This is a genomic window from Haloferax larsenii (assembly GCF_024730625.1).
In the GTDB taxonomy this organism is placed as follows: domain Archaea; phylum Halobacteriota; class Halobacteria; order Halobacteriales; family Haloferacaceae; genus Haloferax; species Haloferax larsenii.
The window spans coordinates 1,127,626-1,146,435 of record NZ_CP078063.1 but is presented as its reverse complement, the minus strand read 5'-3'; the positions used below and the strand labels follow the sequence as shown (position 1 = coordinate 1,146,435).

The window sequence follows — 18,810 nt, the reverse complement described above, 5'->3', positions numbered from 1 at the left end:
GACGACAGCCTACTTCGACTGCACTGCCTTCGCAACTCGCTCGACTGCTTCTTTGACCTCCGCGCGCGACACGTTCAGGTTCGTGGTAAAGCGCGTGTGGTACTCACCGAACGTCCCGCCGAGGACGCCCGCGTCGTCGCACAGGCCGACGAACTCCTCGGCAGTCAATTCTGCACCTTCGGAATCGATGACGACGATGTTCGTGTCCGGCGTCGGGACCGACAGCCCGGAGATATCGTCGAGACCTTCGGCGAGGATGCGGGCGTTCTGGTGGTCGTCGGCGAGGCGCTCGACGTTGTCGAGGGCGACGAGGCCGGGTGCGGCGATGAGTCCGGCCTGTCGCATGCCGCCGCCGAACTGCTTTCGAACGCGAACGGCCTGTTCTACGAACGCCTCGGGACCGGCGAGAATCGACCCGACGGGCGCGCCGAGACCCTTCGAGAGACAGAACATCACGGTATCGACGTTCTCGACCATCGTTGCGGGGTCCTCGTCGAGCGCGACACAGGCATTGAACAGACGGGCACCGTCGAGGTGAACCGGAATGTCGAGGTCGTGGGCCGCCTCGGCCGCCGCGTCGATGTCGGCTTTCGGGATTGCGACGCCGCCGCGAGCGTTGTGCGTGTTTTCGAGACAGAGCAGGCCTGTCCCAGCGACGTGGAGGGATTCTTCGCGTGCGTGCTCGCGTACCTGCTCGGGCGTCGGAGCGGCCCGCTCGCCGGCGTCGAAAGCGCGGATTTGCAGATTCGACAGTTCGGCGAAGCCGCCGACCTCCCACTTGTAGACGTGGGCTTCGGCATCGACGAGTGCTTCCTGTCCGGGGTCTGTGTGAACGCGGGCGGCGATTTGGTTGCCCATCGTGCCGGAGGGGACGAACAGCGCGGCCTCCTTACCAACCAGTTCGGCGGCGCGCGCTTCGAGTTCGTTCACCGTCGGGTCGTCGCCATAGACGTCGTCGCCGACCTCGGCGTCTTTCGCGGCCGCGCGCATCTCGTCAGAGGGGAGTGTGACCGTATCGCTGCGAAGGTCTATCATCGCGCGAAGAGACCGCACCGAGCGAGAAATAATCGGGGGTCACTCGCCGCGGCGTCACTGCATCGGCAATAGTTGCGCTTCGAAATGTGTTTGGTGTGCGAAGACGCACGTCGCGGTATGGACCCACGCATCCGCGAACACGCTCAGACTATCGTCGACCACTCGACTCGCGTCGAGGAAGGCGACAACGTCGTCGTCTCTGCACCCCCAGTCGCCGAGGACCTCGTGACCGCCATCTGCGAGCTCGTCGGCGAGCGCGGAGCGTACGTCGTCACCACCGACAGCAACTCCCGATTCGACCGCGCGTACCTCCGCGCCTCGGACGGCGAGAAGTTCGAGACGCCGTCGCACCAACTCGCGCTCTTCGAAGAGGCAGACGTGCTCATCAACGTCCGCGCCGAAGAGAACGCGACGGAGATGAGCGACGTGGACCCCGAGGTCAACGCCGCGTGGCGACGGGCCTACCAGCCGATTCAGAAGGAAGCGCTCTCGAAACGCTGGTGTCTCACGCAGTACCCCGCGAAAGGCAGCGCCCAACTCGCCGGCATGAGCACCGAGGAGTACGAGAACTTCGTCTACGACGCCGTCAGCCTCGACTGGGAGAAACAGGAGGAACTGCAGGCGCAGATGGTCGAGATTATGGACGACGCCGAAGAGGTGCGCATCGTCTCGGGCGACGAGACGGACGTGACCATGAGCGTCGCGGGCAACACCACCATCAACGACAAGGGCGAACACAACCTTCCCGGCGGCGAGGTGTTCACCGCGCCCGTGAAGGAGTCGGTCAACGGCGAGGTCTACTTCGACCTGCCGCTGTACCGACAGGGCCGCGAGGTCTCGGGCGTCCGCGTCACCTTCGAAGACGGCGAGGTCGTCGAGTACTCCGCCGAGCGAAACGAGGAGGTTCTCGACGGCGTGTTCGACACCGACGAGGGCGCGCGCTACCTTGGCGAACTCGGCATCGGCATGAATCGCAGCATCGACCGCTTTAGCTACAACATGCTGTTCGACGAGAAGATGGGCGACACGGTCCACATGGCCGTCGGTTCGGCCTACCCCGAGACGGTCGGCGACGACAACGAAGTCAACGAGAGCGCCGAACACGTCGATATGATTGTCGATATGTCCGAAGAATCGCGCATCGAAGTCGATGGGGAAGTCGTCCAGCGCAACGGGACGTTTGTGTTCGAAGACGAGTTCTGAACAGACTCCTAAGCAGCGACTCCTCGGTGCGGTCTTTTTCCCTCCGAGTTTTTGCGACCATCACTTCGTTCCGGTCGGGAAAAAGTAGAGCTTCGTCTCCACATGTCTGCCCCCGCAGGCCACCGCCGTCCATCACTCTCCAGTCGAAACACTACCCTTTCAACGTACCAACAACTACCGTGTGCGACATCCGTCAGACGGGCGTCTCACAGGTGCTCTCGTCCGGAATTCTCCAGTCGAAACGGTGCCCTTCCATCTGTAGAGACTCGGAAGTGCTCGGTAGGTTCGGAATAATCGTAAAACCGAGTGACGTTCGCGTCGCTACTCCTCGATGTCGAGTTCGAACTGCTCGTTTTCGGTGACGGCGTTGAGGACGACTGAGGTGTTGGACTCGCGGATGTCGGCGTCGGTGAGCAGCTTCTTGATTTGCGTGTTCATGCCGTCGGTGTCGCGGAACTTGCCGATGGCGATGATGTCGTAGTCGCCGGTGACCTCGTAGACCGAAATCATCTGCTTTTCTGACTGCAGACGCTCTGTGATGTCGGGGAGAGCCGACCCCTCGACTTTCAGTTGGATGACGGCGGTGACGTCGTAGCCGAGTGCGTCGTAGTTCACGCGCGGTGTGTACCCCTCGATGACGCCCTCGTCTTCGAGGTCGCGGAGGTGATTCGAGACGGTCGTGACCGACACGTCGAGTTCTTCGGCGAGGCTTCGCAGACTCGCGCGACCGTCGCCGAGTAGTGCGTTGATGAGTTTGGCGTCGAGGTTTTCGTACGTCATTACATTGAGAAACCGTCCGGGGGCATTAGAATTTTACGAATATCCAATTCTACAGCGAACACCGGGGAATTGCATTAAGCGGAAAGGTCTTTATACTCCGGGTGTTCCACTCGTGTGTCCAGGAAAATGACGGAAGACAATGCAGTCACCGACGGCGGTCTGAGCGCCGAAGCACAGGCAGTCGTCGACGAAATCGAAGAGAAGAACGTCGACTTCCTCCGCCTCCAGTTCACCGACATTCTCGGCACGGTGAAGAACGTCTCGATTCCGGCGTCCCAGGCCGAGAAGGCGTTCACGGAAGGCATCTACTTCGACGGGTCGTCCATCGACGGCTTCGTCCGTATTCAGGAGTCGGACATGCGCCTCGAACCCGACCCGTCCACGTTCGCCATCCTGCCGTGGCGGAAGAAAGAAAACAGCGCAGCCGCCCGCCTCATCTGTGACGTGTTCAACACGTCCACAGGTGAGCCGTTCAGCGGCGACCCGCGCGGCGTTCTCAAGCGCGCTATCGCCCGCGCCGAAGAGATGGGCTACGACATCAACGCGGCACCCGAACCGGAGTTCTTCCTCTTCGAAGAAGACGACGAAGGCCGCGCGACGACGAAGACCAACGACGCCGGTGGCTACTTCGACCTCGCGCCGAAGGACCTCGCGTCGGACGTGCGCCGTGACATCATCTACGGCCTCGAAAGCATGGGCTTCGACATCGAAGCCTCGCACCACGAAGTCGCCGAAGGTCAGCACGAGATTAACTTCACGTACGACGACGCCCTCTCGACGGCCGACAACGTCGCAACCTTCCGTTCCGTCGTTCGCGCCATCGCGGCCGAACACGACCTCCACGCGACCTTCATGCCCAAGCCCATCGCCCGCATCAACGGCTCGGGGATGCACACGCACATCTCGCTGTTCAAGGACGGCGAGAACGCGTTCCACGACGGTGCCGACGAGTTCGACCTGAGCGAGACTGCCAAGCAGTTCACCGCCGGTATCCTCGAACACGCGCCTGCCGTGACGGCCGTCGCCAACCCGACGGTGAACTCCTACAAGCGCCTCGTCCCCGGCTACGAAGCGCCGGTCTACATCGCGTGGTCCGACCGCAACCGCTCGGCGCTCATCCGCAAGCCGGCTGCCCGCACGCCGGCCGCCTCGCGTATCGAGGCTCGCTTCCCCGACCCGTCCTGTAACCCGTACCTCGCTCTCGCGGCGCTCATCCACGCCGGTCTCGACGGCATCGAGCGCGGTCTCGACTGCCCCGACCCGGTCCGCGAGAACATCTACGAGTTCGACGAGCAGAAGCGCGAAGAGTACGGCATCGAGACGCTCCCGAAGGACCTCGGCGCGGCCGTCGACGCCCTCGAAGAGGACGAAGTCATCCAGAGCGCACTCGGCGACCACGTCACCGAGAAGTTCATCGAAGCGAAGCGCGAGGAGTTCCAGGACTACCTCGTCTCCGTCTCCGAGTGGGAACTCGACCGCTACCTCGAAAAGTTCTAAGCGCGACGTACTCTCAGCGGTCTCTCTCTTTCGGACTCCAGCACCGAGAGCGGCAGAGCCGGGCAGATAGTCGCTTAATTTGTTCTCAGAATAGCACAAGACACTTACACCATCGAGAGTCACCAGTGGTCAGTGAGAGTGAACAAAGACGACGTTCGTCGGGGATACGACGACTTGGCTCCAGTGTACGCCGAACAGCGCACTGGAGACGGAGACGGAACAGACATTCTCGCGGAGTTTCTCGACTCGCTCTCTGTGTCACCTCGCGTACTCGACGCAGGCTGTGGGCAGGGAACACCGATTCTGTCTCGGTTGGCGTTCGAAGCGGACCCGGTTGGACTCGACTTCTCTCGCGGGCAGTTGTCTCGGGCCGCCGAGAACGTCCCCGACGCACCAGTTCTGCAGGGAGATATGACGACACTCCCGTTCGAATCGAACACCTTCGATGCCGTCGTCGCCTACTGGTCGCTGATTCACGTTCCGATGGACGGCCACCAGACGGTCATCGACGAGTTCGCCCGGGTCCTTCGGCCCGGTGGCCACGTCCTCCTGTGTGAAGGGTCGGACGAATGGGCTGGCGAGAATCCCGACTGGCTCGAAAGCGGTGTTCGGATGGAGTGGAACATCGCCGGTGCGGACGAGACGCGCACGCAACTACAGAACGCCGGGTTCGACGTTACTGACACGTGGGGCGCGCCAGAGACGTTGAACCCGGACGAGGGAGACGGAGAAGAGACAGGAGACGATGACGACGACCCGTGGACGTTCTTCGCCGCCCGGCTCGCGTCCTAAATCGGCTCCCGTTTCGACTACCGTTCGACAGACCGCCCAGTCGCCGCGTCGCCGCTCAGTCGGTCCTGTATCCACGGCGCGACGAGGATGAACGCGACGACAGTTCCGGTCGCGAGAATCGCGATTGGCACTACCTGAAGCGCGTCGGCAGCGACCCAGAGCGCGCCCGCGCCGAGGAGTGACACGAATGCAGCCGGAAGCGACAGTGTCGGCAGCGACTCGTGGTCAGAAAGCCGGGACCAGCCGACAAGGCCGCCGATAGACCCACCGAGGGCGGCAGACGCGTTTGCCGCGTGGTGCGACGCCCCGCTCGCGACGACCACTGCGAAAGCGACGACACCGAGCCCGACCGCGAGTGCGAACAGTCGCGTCGGGTCGAGGTGGCCGGGGGCGTCGTCTGCGGCGGCGACGGTGAAGACGGTTTTCAACACGACGAGTCCGAGGAGCACGCCGACGACGACGTCGACACCGTAGTGAACTCCGATGACGACGCGGGAGAGCGCGACTGTTGCGACGATAGCCGCGGCAGCGAGGACGCGTCGCCGTCGGTCCCACGCGTCCAGAAGGAGCGCGGCGGCCCCGTAGACGACCGTGGTCCCGAGTGCGTGCCCGCTTGGGAACCCGAAGCCGTCGTCAGTCGTAAACGAGACGTACAGGTCCGCGAACGGGGCGGGCCAGTTCGGTGCCGAAGCGATGTCGGCCGTCGGCGGGCGGGGGAGCGCGAAGCCGACTTTGAGCGCCGTCACCAGCGACAGAGAGATGAACGCGAGGGCGACGAACGAGGCTGCGACTCGTCGCGGGCGCTCCGAGATACGAGGGCGAGCAAGCCAGTACAGCGACGTGAACACGAGGAAGAAGAACCACTGGTCGCCGAGCTGGGTGAGAAGCCCGAACAGAAAGACGACGATATCCGGGGCGTCCGCGAGCACCGTCTCACCAAAGCCGCGTGTCTGCAAGAACATCGGTTAGCTTCGGCGTTCGCGAACCGCGTCGACCGCGCGTCCCGGGACGCCGAGCGCGCTCAGTCCGAGACCGAAGATGACAAAGAGGACGTACAGCCCCAGCGTCGACAGGAAGATAATGAGCATAGCGACGACCGCGATGAGGTCCGACTGGAGGTAGTAGAACGCGCCGAGCGTGAGGACCACGCCGTAGAGGAGCACGAGATACGGCCCCCATCCGCGGGCTTTGCCGCGACGGACTCGTCGCCGGACGTATCGCTTGAGCTCTGCTTCGAGCTTCGGCTTTTCGACCGTCCGGTCTTGTACGTCGGCCTCGAACGTGTCGAGGTCGGCGCGGAGTTCCTCGACGCGCGCTTCTAACTCCTCGATGTCGGGGGCACCCTGCGGGGAGGCGGAGGTACTGGCGCGACTCTCGTCGCCAGCGTCGTCACCCGTTTGCGGGCCATCGGTGTCTCCTCGGTCGTCGCTCATATCCGTACGACCGCCATGTCGAACTCCCGTATGTTGTAGCTGCCGGTCCCGGTCGCCGGGTTCCCCCGGCGGGTCGGTCGGTTCCGCATCGTCCACACCGGCGAGCACGGCGTTGACGACCGCCCCCGTCAAGAGGATGATGCCCGAGAGGTAGAACCACGTCACGAGCAACAGAATCGACCCGAGCGCACCGGCCACCGACGAGCCCGCGACGGTCGCGTAGAAGCCGAAGACGACGCCGAGAAGCGTCCATCCGATAGCCGCGAAGATGGTCCCCGGGACCGCCTCCCGTGGCGCAAAGTCCATGTCGGGAAAGACGTAGTAAAGCGGAAAGAATGCCACACAGAGCGTGAGAAGCAGAATCACTGGTGAAAGCAGTTGCAGAGAGGGAATCGGCAACAGCGCGAGGAGAGCAGTTAGCGCAGCGACACCAATGGTTCCGAGGCCGATACTGACGAGTGCGACGGTTCCGTCGCGGAGTTGGTCGAGAATCCCGCCGGTTTCGGACCCATAGATGCGAGAGAAGGCGATGTCGAGGCCGCGGAAGAGTTTCAACGCCCCCCAAAGGGTGAGGCCGAAACTCACCAGTCCGATACTCCCCTGACCGGTTCGGTCTGAAAGCGCCTCTTCGACGAGGCCCTGTCCGGTCGGGACGAGATACTGATTGACGAGGGCCTGGAGTTGCGTTTGCAGCGCCTCACCGCCAACAAATGTCGCCAAGACAGCGGCTAACACGAGAAGTGGAACGAGTGAGACGAGCGCGTAGTACGAGATACTCGCCGCGAGAAAGCTCAGTTCTTTCTCCTGAATCATCTCGACGATAGCCCGGACAACCGAAACGAAGGACCGAGTCTGCGCGCTCACGCGCTGTGAAAACGACGCGGAGCGGGAAGAAACTAGTCCGGATGTGTCGAACTATTCGGCGACGGCTCAAGCTTCGGGGTCGAGTTCGGCGGTCGCGTCACGAATCTCTGCGACCGTCGCGTCGGTCTTGAACGCGGTGCCGTGGTAGTGGGCGGGCGTCGCGTCGAACCCGGCGTCTCGGAGCGTCGCGAGGAACTCCTCCATCTTCGAGGCAGAGCGGCCCCAGAGTTTGCAGAGGCGGTGTTGGTCGAAGTGCGTCGGCGTGTCGAGTTCGGTGGCGAGCGTGTCGAGCATGCCGCGGGCGCGCTTGGCGCTGCCGAAGTCGTCTGTCACCTCGTCGCGGACGGACTCGACGAAGTCGCTCTCGGAGACGGAACCGAGCCAAATCGGACCGGCTTCGAGGATGCGCGTCGACCCGCAGTTGGCGCACTCCTCGGGCGGGTGGGCGACGAGGGAGTGTTCGTGTTCGCGGTGGAGGCAGTCCTCGCAGTGGTAGACGAACCCGGTCGAACCGAGGAGTTCGTCGGCTTTCGTCGCTCGCTCGTCGAGTTCGAGGTAGGTCCGCGCGTAGTGGCGCGTCGCGTGCGAGAGAATCGGAACGGCGGCCTTGTCGTAGCGGGCGGCGGTTCGGACCATCGAACCGACGAGGACACGCAGGCCCATCTCGGGGTGGTAGTCGGTGTTCTGCGGGACACAGCCGTACTTTCGGATGCCGCTTTTCTGGTGGGCACCGCAGAGGGGTGCAGTGTCAGTGGCCGTGACACAGACGAGGTCGCGGGTGTTGGCGAACGCGGGGTCGGCGAAGGGGATGGGCGTGCCGAACGGGTCGAGGTCGACCACGTCGAACACTTCGTCGTACATGAGGGCGTTGGCGTTGCGGTGGACCGCCTCGCCGTCGAAGTCGTTGTGGTCGAGGTTCGACTGAGCGAGTTCGACCGCGTCGGCGTCGAGGTCGGCGCAGGTCACGTCGTAGCCCTCGGCGGCGGCGCGGACGCCTCGAATCCCGGAGGCGGCCATCGCGTCGAGATACGACTCGGCGCGGGGTTCACGCTCGCGGAAGGCCCGGAGGACCGCCACCGTGACGTCCCGATTCAACTCCTGTGTCGGGTTGTAGAAGACGTCGTCGCCGGCCCCTTCGGACGCCCCGTCCCGAGCACCGGGGACCTCGATTTCGACGCCTCCCTCGCTGACGTACATACTACTGCGTTCACCCCCGTGCGGGGAAACCGATTGCGATGCACTACGACGTACCGCAGCGCACTGCGATACGAATCGATGCCGCCGCCCCGCTGGCACCGAATGCGTTTTGACTGCCACCCGCCAACACGACGACGTGGACACGGTCGAGGACTGGCGAGCGGCGCTCGCGGACGCGGGCAGCCTCTCGCCCCCAATCGTGCAGGCCATCGCGGACGCCCACGGCGACCGCGGGATTCAGGCCATCGAGGCCGTCTCAGAGCGGCGCGTGAAGCGCTACCGCGACTTCGACGTGGTCGTCGGCTTCGACGACGAGTACGTGGTCGAAGGCCGCGGCTGTACCTGCAAGGACTCGATTTACAACCTCGACCCCGACGAAGGTGAGCGCTGTTGGCACGTCATCGCCGTCGACATCGCCGACGCCCTCGACGAAGTCGATTACCACGACATGTGGTACTCGGAGGTCAGGGAGTTTCTGTAGCCCGACCGCACCGAGAGCGACTCACCGTCACCGCCCCCCGAGAACGACCACAATCCTTTCCGAACGTCGCATCGAACCTCCCCCCAACGGATGGCTGATTTCGACCTCTCGATAGACGAAAAGCGCGTGTACGCGGACAAGTCGGGGAAGAAGACCGCCTACGTCGCCGCGAGCGTCGGCGTCGTGAGCGTGGACGTCTCGGACGACCTCGTCGGCGGGTTCCGAATCGACCACCAGTGCGACCCGCGGGACATCGCCGGGTCGCCGGGCGAAGTCGCAATCGCGACCGCCGAGGACGTGCTCTTACTTCAGAACGACGACTACCACGAACTCGACTTCGGCCCGGCCACGACCGTCGGCTTCCACCAGAACCGCGTCGTCGCCGCCGACGAGACCGGTCGTATCGCCCGATTCGACGACGAAGGCTGGACCGACATCGGAACCGCCGAGGGAGTACAAACTATCGACGGGAGTCTCGTCGCCGCAGACGACGGTGTCTACCGAATCGCCGACGGCGAACTGACTCACGTCGGTCTGCCGGACGTGGCCGACATCTCCGACCCGGCAGGTCGTCTCGGCGGGGCGGAGGGGACGGCCTACGCCGCAGCAGAATCGGGACTCTACCGGCTCGGAAACGGCTGGATGTCGGAGTTCGAGGACCCGACGAACGTCGTCGCGTCGATGCCCGACGGGCGCGCCCACGCAGCCGGCTCAGCGGGCGTCGTGTCGCTCGAAGACGGCGCGTGGGTCGCCGACCCGATTCCGCTGGACGAGACGGTGATTGGGGTCGCACACGACGCGCGGACGACCTACGCAGTGACTGATGCGGGGTCGCTCTGCTTGCGGACGACCGAGTCCGACTGGCGGACGCAGGTCCTCGGGTTGGACACCGTGGGCATCGCAGTACGCTGACACGCCTACGCGCAACGAAAAGCGGTTTTACCCACCACGAGAGACGGACGAGTATGCTCGTACCCGGCGCATCTTCACAGGCCCTCGCGGCCGCCCTCGCCGACGAACTCGGCGAGTCGCTCGCGGCCGTCGAGTACGACCGATTCCCGGACGGCGAGACGCTCGCGGCAGTCCCCGGTTTCGACGCCGACACCGCGACAATCGTCGCCAGCACCGTCAGCAACGACGCCTACATCGAACTCCTCCAGCTTCAGGACGCTGTCCGCGAGGCCGGTGCCACCGAAGTCACGACGGTCATCCCGTACATGGGCTACGCCCGACAGGACAAGGCGTTCGAAGTCGGCCACCCCATCTCCGCCCGCGCCGTCGCCCGCGCCGTGAGTACGACCACGGACCGCGTCGTCCTCGTCAATCCCCACGAAGACGCCGTCGCCGACTTCTTCGACGTTCCCGTGGACATCGTCGACGCCGCCGGGCAACTCGCCGACCCGCTTCCGAGCCTCGACGACCCGCTTTTCCTCTCGCCCGACGCGGGCGCAATCGAGATTGCAGAGACCGTCCGCGACGCCTACGGCGGCGGTGAGACCGACTACTTCGAGAAGGTGCGCCACTCCGGGACCGACGTCGAAATCACACCGAGCGACGCCGACTTCGAGGGTCGCGACGTGGTCATCACCGACGACATCATCGCCACCGGGTCGACCATGAGCGAAGCCGTGTCCGTCCTCGCCGACGGCGGCGCACGTCGCGTCTTCTGTGCGACGGTCCACCCGCTTCTCGCCCGCAACGCCCGTACGAAGCTCTGCCGCGCCGGTATCGAGCGCGTCGTCGGCACCGACACTATCGAGCGTGACGTGAGTTCGGTCTCTGTCGCGCCCGTCGTCGCCGACGTTCTCCGACGCTAACGTATCACACACTCTCTCGCAACGATTTTCTTCGCTCCCCGACCTCGGTTTGCTATGGGACGCTACGGAAAACTCGACTATCCCCGATTGGCGAAAGCTGGCTTCGGACTCGGACTCGCACTCTTCCTGTTCGGCGCGATTGGCGCGAAAGTCGCACTCGCACTGAGCGGAAACGGCCACATCCCCGGATGGGAGCGCACGCTCTTTTTCGACGCGGAGTGGCTCGGCATCGCGCTGGCGCTGTTTTCGCCCATCATCTTCGGCATCGTTCTCCCGCTCACCGAGTAGATGGTCGAAATGGAGAGGGCGTAGATGGCCGACCCGAAATTTCCGGACCCGAAGAACAAACTCGTCGTCGAGAGCGACTGCACCCGCTGTCCGGCGCTCGTCGAGTGTCGCAACCGAATCTCGTGGGGTGTCGGCCCAGGTGATGCAACTGTCGTGGTCGTCGGTGAGGCCCCCGGTGCGGGAAATCCGGACGCAGAGCGCTGGCAAGGCGGCAACTGGACCGGGATGTCCTACACCGCCCAACACTCCGGTCGCCGAATCCGCGAGACGATGGCCACCGTCGGCTACGACGAGGGCGTCTTCTACACGAACGCCGTGAAGTGCTTCCCCGCAGACGGCGAGGGGTCGAATCGCGCACCCAGCGCCGACGAGAAAGCCAACTGTCTGGACCACCTCGTCACCGAACTCGAAACCATCGACCCCGACGTGGTGATACCGACCGGTCGCCACGCCACTGAGAGCGTCTTCTCCTTGGACGACCGGACGCTCGGCGGCTTTCTCGAAACCGTCCTCGAACCAATCGAGAGCGAGCGATTCGGCTATACTATCGTTCCGCTTCTCCACCCTGCCTACCGCGACGTGTGGCTGTCCCGAGTCGGCTACGAGTTAGACGAGTATTTCGACGAGTTGGCGCGGTTGCTTCCCTGAGTCGAAGCCCAAAGCTCATCACAAACTCGTGTCAATACGTCTGAAATAAGATGCTCGGTGAAATCATCGCAGACCTGATTATCGAACTCGTCGCTCGCCCGATTTTGAAGGGTATCGAGTTCGTCGCTGGGTCACTCAAACGCGGCGTCTCGAAGGCCGCAGCGCAGTTCCGGCGGGGTGCCGCCGACGCGAAGTCAGACGAGTCGGAGCGAGTGAGTGAGTGAGTGAGTGAACGAGCAAGCGAGGCGACGACGACTGACTCTGTTCCCAGCGATGACGCTGACGAATCAACCGCCGATACGACACTCACAGAATAATCGGTGGGAACTTTCTTTTCCACACCACCCGACACCTCACTCATGTCCGACTGCATCTTCTGCGCCATCGCTGCGAAGGACGTCCACGGCCGAATCGTCCACGAGACCGAACACTCGCTGGCGTTCCTCGACGTGAACCCCCTCGCGCCGGGGCACACGCTCGTCGTGCCGAAGGACCACTACGCCCGCCTCGACGACCTGCCCGAGGAGATTTCGGCGGACCTCTGGCGAACCGTGGACGAACTCGTCCCGCGCGTCGAAGACGCGGTAGACGCCGATGCGACGAACGTCGGCGTCAACAACGGCCCGGCCGCCGGACAGGAAGTCGAACACGTCCACGTCCACATCGTCCCGCGCTTCGACGGCGACGGCGGCAGCCCCATCCACGCCGTCGGCGGCACGCGACCCGACCTCTCCGACGAAGAGCTGGACGACATCGAAACGGCCATCTCGAACTGACAGCCAAATCACTGTTTTCGATACCGTTGGGACCTACTACCCGCATATTCACCCACCCGACCGAAGGTATTAATCCGAAAACCGGGCCAGTCGCGGTATGACCGTTCCAACCACCGCGGCGCTCGTCGGCGCAACCGGCGGCGCTGGCACGACGCGACTCACGTTCGAACTCGCCACGGCACTGGCTTCTGACGGCCGCGACGTGGCCATCCTCGACGCGGCGTTCGCCACACAGGGACTCTCAGATTACGTCGCGGGCGACCTCTCACCCGACGCGACGGCGCTTTTGACCGACGCCGCGGACGAACCGCTCGGTTCCGGACTCGTCGACGTCGATACCGACACCGACGGCCGAGTCGCTGCTTGTCCCGCCGATGCGCCGTTCGAGCGCTTCGCGCGGGCGATGACCACCGGCGCGGCACAGGCGTTCGAGGGGCGAATCGAAGACGCTACCACCGAGTTCGACCACGTGCTCGTGGACGCCCCATTGCTCGCATCGAATCCGACTGTCGCCGCGGCGACGACGTGCGACCGCGTGGCGCTCGTGGCACCGGCGACCGACCGCGGTGCGGACGCAGTCGGCCGGTTGACAGCACGCGCGGCAGACGTCAGTGCCGACGTGGACGCCGTGATTTCGACGTTCGGCGCGCTCGACGACGCCGATGTAGTCGTGCCCGAAACCGAATCCGGACGCGTCGCCGACGCGCCAGCGTGGCGAGACGACACCGACCTCGCCGCGAGTGTCGCGGGTGTGGCGTCGGTCCTGTTCGACGTCGACGTCTCGGACGCGCTCGACTCCGGGGGCGTGTTGTCGTCGGTCGGCGAATTCGTGAGAAACTGAGGCGGCGAATCAGCCGTCGCAGGACACACAGCGCGCGAGAAACACTAGTCAGCGTCCGCTATCGGCATCGTGTAACAGAGTGCCGTCCCGTCGAGGGCGCGCGTCCCGTCGTCGCGGGTGACCGTCGTCAGGAGTTCGGTGATTGGCTTGTCGTCCCGGACCGCAGTCACTTCGATGCGACCGACTATCGTGTCGCCGGGGCGGACCGGCGCGGTGAAATCCCAGTTGACGTTCAGAAACACCGACCCCGGACCGGGGAGGTCTTCAGCGACGAGGGCGTTGAGAATCGAAGTCGTGACGCCGCCCTGGACGACGATTTCGCCGAATTTCGTCTTCTCAGCAACCGTCTCGTCGTAGTGAAGCGGATTGTAGTCGCCGCTCAGTTCCGAGAAGCGCTCGATGTCCTCGGAGGTAATCGTCCGTGACCGCTCGGCAGACTCTCCGATATGGGGGGACCCACCGGGCCAGACCGTCGAGTTAGCCTTCGTTGTGTCGTCCATGAGGAGTGGTTAGAAACCTGAGAAGATAGCTGTGCTGGGCGGGAAGCGACTGCGAGAGCGACGGCTCAGCGTGCGAAAACGGGAGGTGGTGGGGGGAGGCGTTTGTGTCCCGCTAGAACTGCAAGTCGGTGACCGAACTCATGGTTTCGGCCAGTGAATCGCGCTTCGCCACGGAGGCATCTCCGTGGTCGGTCAGCGCGCCCTCGACGGCTTCGACGAGGGGGTCGATGGGGTCGTGTGTCTCGAGATACGTCGCCAGGGCGAACTCCGACTCGTCCGCACGAGTGAGTGCGAGCGCGTCGGCGCGCGACAGTTGTCCGTCGAGCCAGTCGCGGACGATTCGTCGCGCTTCGGGCGCGAGGGGGTTTACACCCGCTTCGCCACAGCGATGTAGGACTTTGGCCGCAGTCACCGGAGCGACGCCGGCAGCACGCGCACTGTCTCCGACAGTCGTGCCCGACCCGTATGCCTCGACAACCCTCTCCGCTTCTGCGGGCGCGCAGGGGAGCGCGTCCGCGTGCGTCTCGAATCGCGTACGGAGTGAAACATCGGTATCGTCCACAGTCGGGACGTGGCGCGAGCGCTGTTCAGTCGTCGTTGTCTCCAGTGTCGCAGCTATGTCCGACAACCCCATCGGTCCATGCTCTCGCGTTTCAGAACAAAAGCGTTACCACTTGGTATCAGAATAGATAGTTGAGCGTACCGATAACCGGTACGTTACCTTCGACTAAATCACCGATTTAGGGGCGGTTTGTCCCGTGTTTAAATACTCCTTCGAGCCCGATTTTCAATTGTGATGAGTGAAGCACGTTCCACCCAGGGTTGCCCCGAATGCGATGGACACCTCGGCGTCGAAGCCGGCGAAACGGTCTGCGGCGACTGCGGACTGGTCGTCTCGGAGTACCGCATCGACCACGGTCCCGAATGGCGCTCGTTCGCCGACGACGACCGAAACCCCGCTCGCACGGGCGCACCACTGACTCGGTCCCGCCACGACCGCGGCCTCTCGACCGAAATCGGTCGTTCGACGCGTATCAAGGGGCGCAAGCGCCGCCAGTTCGCCCGCCTGCGCCGTCAGCACAACCGCGCCCGCATCTCGTCGAAGCGCGAGCGCAATCAGGTGTACGCCTTCACCGAGATTCGTCGTCTCACGAGCGCGCTGTCGCTTCCGAACCACATCCGCGAGCAGGCGTGTGCGCTCTTCGAGTCCGCACAGAACGAAGACCTCCTGCGCGGACGCTCGCTCGAAGGCTTCGCGGCCGCCTGCGTCTACGCCGCCTGCCGCGTCGCTGGTATCGCACGCAGCGTCGAGGAAGTCTGCGACGTCGCCAAGGCGACCGAATCCGAGCACCACGCCGCCTACCGAGCGCTCAACCGCGACCTCGGCCTCCCGGTCGCTCCGACGGACCCAACCGAGTACATCCCGCGCTTCGCGACGAAACTCGACCTCGACCGCGACGTGGAGCGCCGCGCCCGCGAATACGTTGCGGACGCACGCGAGGACGGTATCGTCGCCGGGAAGAACCCCTGCGGCGTCGCTGCGGCGTGTCTCTACACCGCCGCGCGCGACGTTGGCGCAGACTGCACGCAAGCCGACGCCGCCGACGTTGCGGACGTGACGCCCGTTACCCTTCGAAAGACGTACGTCGCACTCCGTGACTGAACGGTTCGAAGCACGCCGCGAGTAGCCACATCGCTCGATACACGCGACTGGAAAACAGCACTTCTCCTCAGCGCCGACAGGTCGACACCGAAGCAGCGAGCTCTCGAATCCGAGTACTGACGAGACTGTTCGGCGCATCGAGGACCGCCGGGTCGAACTCCTCGATTGCTGCTGCGAGCCGTGGGTCGGCGGGAATCGCCGTCGTCGGAGCGCCGAGTACGTCGGCGAAAGCGTCCACTGGTGGGTCGTCGACGACGCGGTTGACAGCGACCGCAGCGAGTCCACAGTCGAGTTCCCGCGCGAGTTCGCGCGTCCGAACCGCGTCGGCCAGCGCGTAACGTTTCGGCGACGCGACGAGGAGACACGCGTCGGCGACCGCGAGCGGCACGCCTGCGTCGGCGCGCATCCCGGCCGGACAATCGACTACGACATCGCCGTAGGCGGCCTCGACCGCGCGAAGCGTGTCTGCGAGACGGCGAACGTCGGCAGCACGGGCACCGGCGAGCGTCCGCCCGCAGGGGAGTATCGACACCGACGAACTATCTCGAACAGCTTCCACCGGGTCTGCACGGCCCGCCAGCACGTCGTGGAGGTCCGGACCGGGCGCGTACGGCAGGTTCGCCATGCCGAGGTCGGCGTCGACGACGACAGCATCCAGTTCCGCAGCCAACTCGAACGACAGCGTGGACTTGCCGACTCCGCCTTTGCCTGAGACGACGGCGAGAATCACGCCAACCTCCGCAGTGCGTCCGTGTCTGGGTCGGCATCCGCCGCGCGGTCGGCGAGCGCAGTCGCGCGGGCAGCGAGTCGGCGAAGTTCGTCACGGTCTGCGGCGAGCGACGAGAGGGCTGACGCCTCTACTTCACTCGACGCCAGTGCAGTCGCCGCCGTTTCGACGGACGCGCCGTCGAGGCGCTCGGCGAGTTCGATTCGACGCTCGGCGGCCGTGAGGAACGACCCAACGTCGTCGGTAGTCGGGTGGGCCTCAGTGTCGTCGATAGCCGAGTGGGTCACCTCAGCGTCGTCGATAGCCGAGTGGGTCACCTCAGTGTCGTCGGCAGGCGAATCAGACCGCGGCTCCGACACCTCCACAGATGGTGTCTCCGACTCGACTGCGGCCGCAACCTCCTCGTCGGTCGGGAATTCGACCGGGCCTGTAGCACGCTCGGCTTCGGCAGCCGTGTCGACCGACGCGGTTTCGCGGGAGAGTTCAGCTCCAGCGTCAGACTCCGATTCGACTTCAGATTCCCCTGCGACCTCAGTCGGCGTTGGCTGCGGCGCGGGAACGACGTCAGCAGGCGGGCGACACGGCCCGAGTTCACGAATCGCGTCTTCGGGTGAGGCCTGCTGTGAAATCGCTTCCGAGTCGTCGCGGCCGAGAACGTCGACCGAAACCACGTCTTCGGGCGTGAGCGAACTGCCGTCGTCTCCACTGGCGTCTATCGCACAGGCGTAGCCAACTGCGAGCGTCGAATCAGTGGGAACGACGCCCTCGAACCCGGTTTCGTCCCATCCGTCTTCGGGAACGCCCGACCGACGCGGCGGCAACACCGGTCCATCGAGGCGGTTCCGCAGTCTGACCCGCTGGTCGACGGGTGTGGTGTTGTCGAATCGAACCGTGACGAGCGCCACGGCGTCGGCGACAGACACGTCGACGTCGAAATCCATGACGGGGATGGCCGCCTTTTCGTATATAAATCGATGCCCGCAACGGCCATTCACGTGAGACTGTGCAGTTAAACTCGAATAACCGGCGTATCGAGCACCTGTGCGGCAGTCGAGGCGTCGGAGAAAAATCGCGCCGTCAAAACGACCGGCGCACAGAAGTCGGCGAGTTTGACTGCGGCGAGCGTGGGTACGACGTGTTCTGCTCGGGAGTCGGCCACGTCAGCACCTCGTTTGTGGAGTTCTCGAACCACGCTCTCGAACTCGGCTTCGAGTGTGTCGGCGAGGTACTGCCTGGCCTCGCGGCGGCGATTGTCCAGCGCGTCCTGCAGGCGGAGGCGCTCTTCGCGAGTGTCTCGTGAGCGCCGCGCGTCCTGTTCGAGGGTCGAAAGCCGCTGTTCGGCCGCGATGCGCTCTGTCGATACTTCGGAGAGTTTCGTCGTCGTCTCGACGAGTTCGGTTTTGACCGCTGCGGCCGCATCCTCGTCATCGGCGTCGCGGTGGGCGTTCAACTGCCCGCGGAGCGTCGCAACCTGTTCTCGGAGACGGTCCTCGTCTGCCCCGGCCGTCGCGAGACGACGACGGGCCGCTCGAAGCGCTTCGAGCGACTCGTCGGTGTCCGTGTCCGATTCGATATCGGCAAGCCGCGTCTCGATTCGGTCGAGTTCGTCGTCGACAGGCGTCGTCAGTCCACGAGAGCGCCCGGCAGCAGCGAGGGCGTGCGAACGTGAGAAACTCGGGAGCGGAACCACGGCGAGTCGGTCGTGGCCCGGTCCCGGGTCGGGACAGTCGATGTGGAGTCCGCGCTGGTCGGCTGTCGAACATCGAATCGAATCGACCACGCTGTCGGCGTCGATATCGAACGCAGAGAGGTCGATTCCCCGACCCTGAATCGTCGTCCCGTCCGGCAGTCGAGCCTTCATAACTCCCGGTCGCGCATCTGGTCGGGAGACGGGTGGTCGGTTCCCGACGCGAATTTCCGATAGGGGGTCGACGGCGACTCACGGTTCTCGTACGCGCTAGCGGCCTCGCGAACTGGCTCGGAAACGGCTTCGAATTCGTTGAACGGTTCCGTCTGTTCGAGTTGCACGTCCGCGCCGTGTTTTGCTTGCAGCCGCAACGCGAGGAACGCACCCAACTCCGTCTCCTCGAAGAGTGCGGCCCGCCCGAACCGACGAACGACAGTCTCGTCGTGGGTTCGACAGATGTTGCGGAGCGTCGTCCGTGCCGCCTTCGAGTATGTCACGACCAACAGCACGCGCGATGGGTCACGGAGTCGGGAGAAAAATCGTTCGACACCGGCCGCAGAGAAGTGGCGCTGAACGGGGGT

23 protein-coding genes are annotated in these 18,810 nt (G+C 64.4%); 12 read left to right on the top strand and 11 right to left on the bottom strand.

Features of this window, described 5'->3' with window-relative positions; translation table 11 throughout:
* Positions 1-9: 9 nt before the first annotated feature.
* Positions 10-1,035, bottom strand: coding sequence for a threonine aldolase family protein (locus tag KU306_RS05900; RefSeq protein WP_258303155.1), 1,026 nt, complete (start codon positions 1,033-1,035; stop codon positions 10-12).
* A gap of 117 nt (positions 1,036-1,152) precedes the next feature.
* Here KU306_RS05900 and KU306_RS05895 point away from each other — a divergent pair, with 117 nt between their 5' ends.
* Positions 1,153-2,238, top strand: a complete 1,086-nt coding sequence (locus KU306_RS05895; RefSeq protein ID WP_258303154.1) for an aminopeptidase — start codon at positions 1,153-1,155, stop codon at positions 2,236-2,238.
* 321 nt (positions 2,239-2,559) lie between these two features.
* Here the strand turns inward: KU306_RS05895 and lrp are convergent, their stop codons facing one another.
* Entirely contained in the window at positions 2,560-3,018 is a 459-nt protein-coding gene (gene lrp, locus KU306_RS05890) for an HTH-type transcriptional regulator Lrp (protein ID WP_007544372.1), read from the bottom strand.
* 126 nt (positions 3,019-3,144) lie between these two features.
* Between lrp and glnA the strand changes: the two genes are divergently transcribed.
* A complete protein-coding gene (glnA, locus tag KU306_RS05885) occupies positions 3,145-4,515 on the top strand; it encodes a type I glutamate--ammonia ligase (protein ID WP_007544370.1) in 1,371 nt (456 codons plus the stop codon).
* A gap of 138 nt (positions 4,516-4,653) precedes the next feature.
* Positions 4,654-5,307, top strand: coding sequence for a class I SAM-dependent methyltransferase (locus KU306_RS05880; RefSeq protein ID WP_258303376.1), 654 nt, complete (start codon positions 4,654-4,656; stop codon positions 5,305-5,307).
* Between the two features lie 17 nt (positions 5,308-5,324).
* Here KU306_RS05880 and KU306_RS05875 read toward each other — a convergent pair whose 3' ends face one another.
* The 3 genes from KU306_RS05875 to KU306_RS05865 form a co-directional block, all read right to left on the bottom strand.
* Positions 5,325-6,269: a phosphatase PAP2 family protein gene (locus KU306_RS05875; RefSeq protein ID WP_007544366.1), complete on the bottom strand. Its 945-nt coding sequence runs from the start codon at positions 6,267-6,269 to the stop codon at positions 5,325-5,327.
* 3 nt (positions 6,270-6,272) lie between these two features.
* Positions 6,273-7,553 carry a YihY/virulence factor BrkB family protein gene (locus KU306_RS05870; protein ID WP_425499541.1) on the bottom strand — a complete coding sequence of 427 codons (1,281 nt, stop codon included), beginning with the start codon at positions 7,551-7,553 and terminating at the stop codon, positions 6,273-6,275.
* Between the two features lie 117 nt (positions 7,554-7,670).
* Positions 7,671-8,801 (bottom strand): tRNA (guanine(26)-N(2))-dimethyltransferase, encoded by a 1,131-nt coding sequence (locus KU306_RS05865; protein ID WP_258303152.1) that lies wholly within the window; start codon positions 8,799-8,801, stop codon positions 7,671-7,673.
* A 136-nt stretch (positions 8,802-8,937) separates the two neighbouring features.
* On the opposite strand from KU306_RS05865, the gene KU306_RS05860 reads away from it, so the two are divergent.
* From KU306_RS05860 to KU306_RS05825, 8 genes are all read left to right on the top strand, one after another.
* Positions 8,938-9,282, top strand: coding sequence for an SWIM zinc finger family protein (locus tag KU306_RS05860; RefSeq protein ID WP_007544361.1), 345 nt, complete (start codon positions 8,938-8,940; stop codon positions 9,280-9,282).
* 90 nt (positions 9,283-9,372) lie between these two features.
* Positions 9,373-10,194 (top strand): HVO_0234 family beta-propeller protein, encoded by an 822-nt coding sequence (locus tag KU306_RS05855; RefSeq protein ID WP_258303151.1) that lies wholly within the window; start codon positions 9,373-9,375, stop codon positions 10,192-10,194.
* Positions 10,195-10,247: 53 nt separating this feature from the next.
* A complete protein-coding gene (locus KU306_RS05850; RefSeq protein WP_258303150.1) occupies positions 10,248-11,099 on the top strand; it encodes a ribose-phosphate diphosphokinase in 852 nt (283 codons plus the stop codon).
* Positions 11,100-11,153: 54 nt separating this feature from the next.
* The gene (locus KU306_RS05845; protein ID WP_007544355.1) at positions 11,154-11,387 is read left to right on the top strand and encodes a DUF7860 family protein; all 234 of its coding nucleotides are present in this window, start codon (positions 11,154-11,156) and stop codon (positions 11,385-11,387) included.
* 24 nt (positions 11,388-11,411) lie between these two features.
* Complete coding sequence (locus tag KU306_RS05840; protein WP_258303149.1) at positions 11,412-12,035, top strand: uracil-DNA glycosylase; 624 nt, start codon at positions 11,412-11,414, stop codon at positions 12,033-12,035.
* A 50-nt stretch (positions 12,036-12,085) separates the two neighbouring features.
* Positions 12,086-12,259 carry a hypothetical protein gene (locus KU306_RS05835; RefSeq protein ID WP_258303148.1) on the top strand — a complete coding sequence of 58 codons (174 nt, stop codon included), beginning with the start codon at positions 12,086-12,088 and terminating at the stop codon, positions 12,257-12,259.
* Between the two features lie 135 nt (positions 12,260-12,394).
* Positions 12,395-12,811 carry an HIT family protein gene (locus KU306_RS05830; protein WP_007544351.1) on the top strand — a complete coding sequence of 139 codons (417 nt, stop codon included), beginning with the start codon at positions 12,395-12,397 and terminating at the stop codon, positions 12,809-12,811.
* Positions 12,812-12,908: 97 nt separating this feature from the next.
* Positions 12,909-13,652 carry a ParA family protein gene (locus tag KU306_RS05825; protein WP_258303147.1) on the top strand — a complete coding sequence of 248 codons (744 nt, stop codon included), beginning with the start codon at positions 12,909-12,911 and terminating at the stop codon, positions 13,650-13,652.
* A gap of 44 nt (positions 13,653-13,696) precedes the next feature.
* On the opposite strand, the gene KU306_RS05820 is transcribed toward KU306_RS05825, so the two are convergent.
* Both KU306_RS05820 and KU306_RS05815 read right to left on the bottom strand, forming a co-directional pair.
* Entirely contained in the window at positions 13,697-14,152 is a 456-nt protein-coding gene (locus KU306_RS05820) for a MaoC family dehydratase (protein WP_007544346.1), read from the bottom strand.
* Positions 14,153-14,264: 112 nt separating this feature from the next.
* Positions 14,265-14,786 (bottom strand): DUF7858 family protein, encoded by a 522-nt coding sequence (locus tag KU306_RS05815; RefSeq protein ID WP_007544345.1) that lies wholly within the window; start codon positions 14,784-14,786, stop codon positions 14,265-14,267.
* 162 nt (positions 14,787-14,948) lie between these two features.
* On the opposite strand from KU306_RS05815, the gene KU306_RS05810 reads away from it, so the two are divergent.
* Positions 14,949-15,815 carry a transcription initiation factor IIB gene (locus KU306_RS05810; RefSeq protein WP_007544344.1) on the top strand — a complete coding sequence of 289 codons (867 nt, stop codon included), beginning with the start codon at positions 14,949-14,951 and terminating at the stop codon, positions 15,813-15,815.
* 67 nt (positions 15,816-15,882) lie between these two features.
* Here KU306_RS05810 and KU306_RS05805 read toward each other — a convergent pair whose 3' ends face one another.
* The 4 genes from KU306_RS05805 to KU306_RS05790 form a co-directional block, all read right to left on the bottom strand.
* Positions 15,883-16,545: a P-loop NTPase gene (locus KU306_RS05805; RefSeq protein WP_007544343.1), complete on the bottom strand. Its 663-nt coding sequence runs from the start codon at positions 16,543-16,545 to the stop codon at positions 15,883-15,885.
* On the bottom strand, positions 16,542-17,483 hold the full coding sequence (locus KU306_RS05800; RefSeq protein WP_258303146.1) for a DUF7857 domain-containing protein: 942 nt from the start codon (positions 17,481-17,483) through the stop codon (positions 16,542-16,544). The genes KU306_RS05805 and KU306_RS05800 overlap by 4 nt, the downstream gene beginning before the upstream one ends.
* A 68-nt stretch (positions 17,484-17,551) precedes the next feature.
* On the bottom strand, positions 17,552-18,403 hold the full coding sequence (locus tag KU306_RS05795) for a DUF7856 family protein (protein WP_258303145.1): 852 nt from the start codon (positions 18,401-18,403) through the stop codon (positions 17,552-17,554).
* Entirely contained in the window at positions 18,400-18,738 is a 339-nt protein-coding gene (locus KU306_RS05790; RefSeq protein ID WP_007544340.1) for a DUF7855 family protein, read from the bottom strand. The genes KU306_RS05795 and KU306_RS05790 overlap by 4 nt, the downstream gene beginning before the upstream one ends.
* Positions 18,739-18,810: the final 72 nt, after the last annotated feature.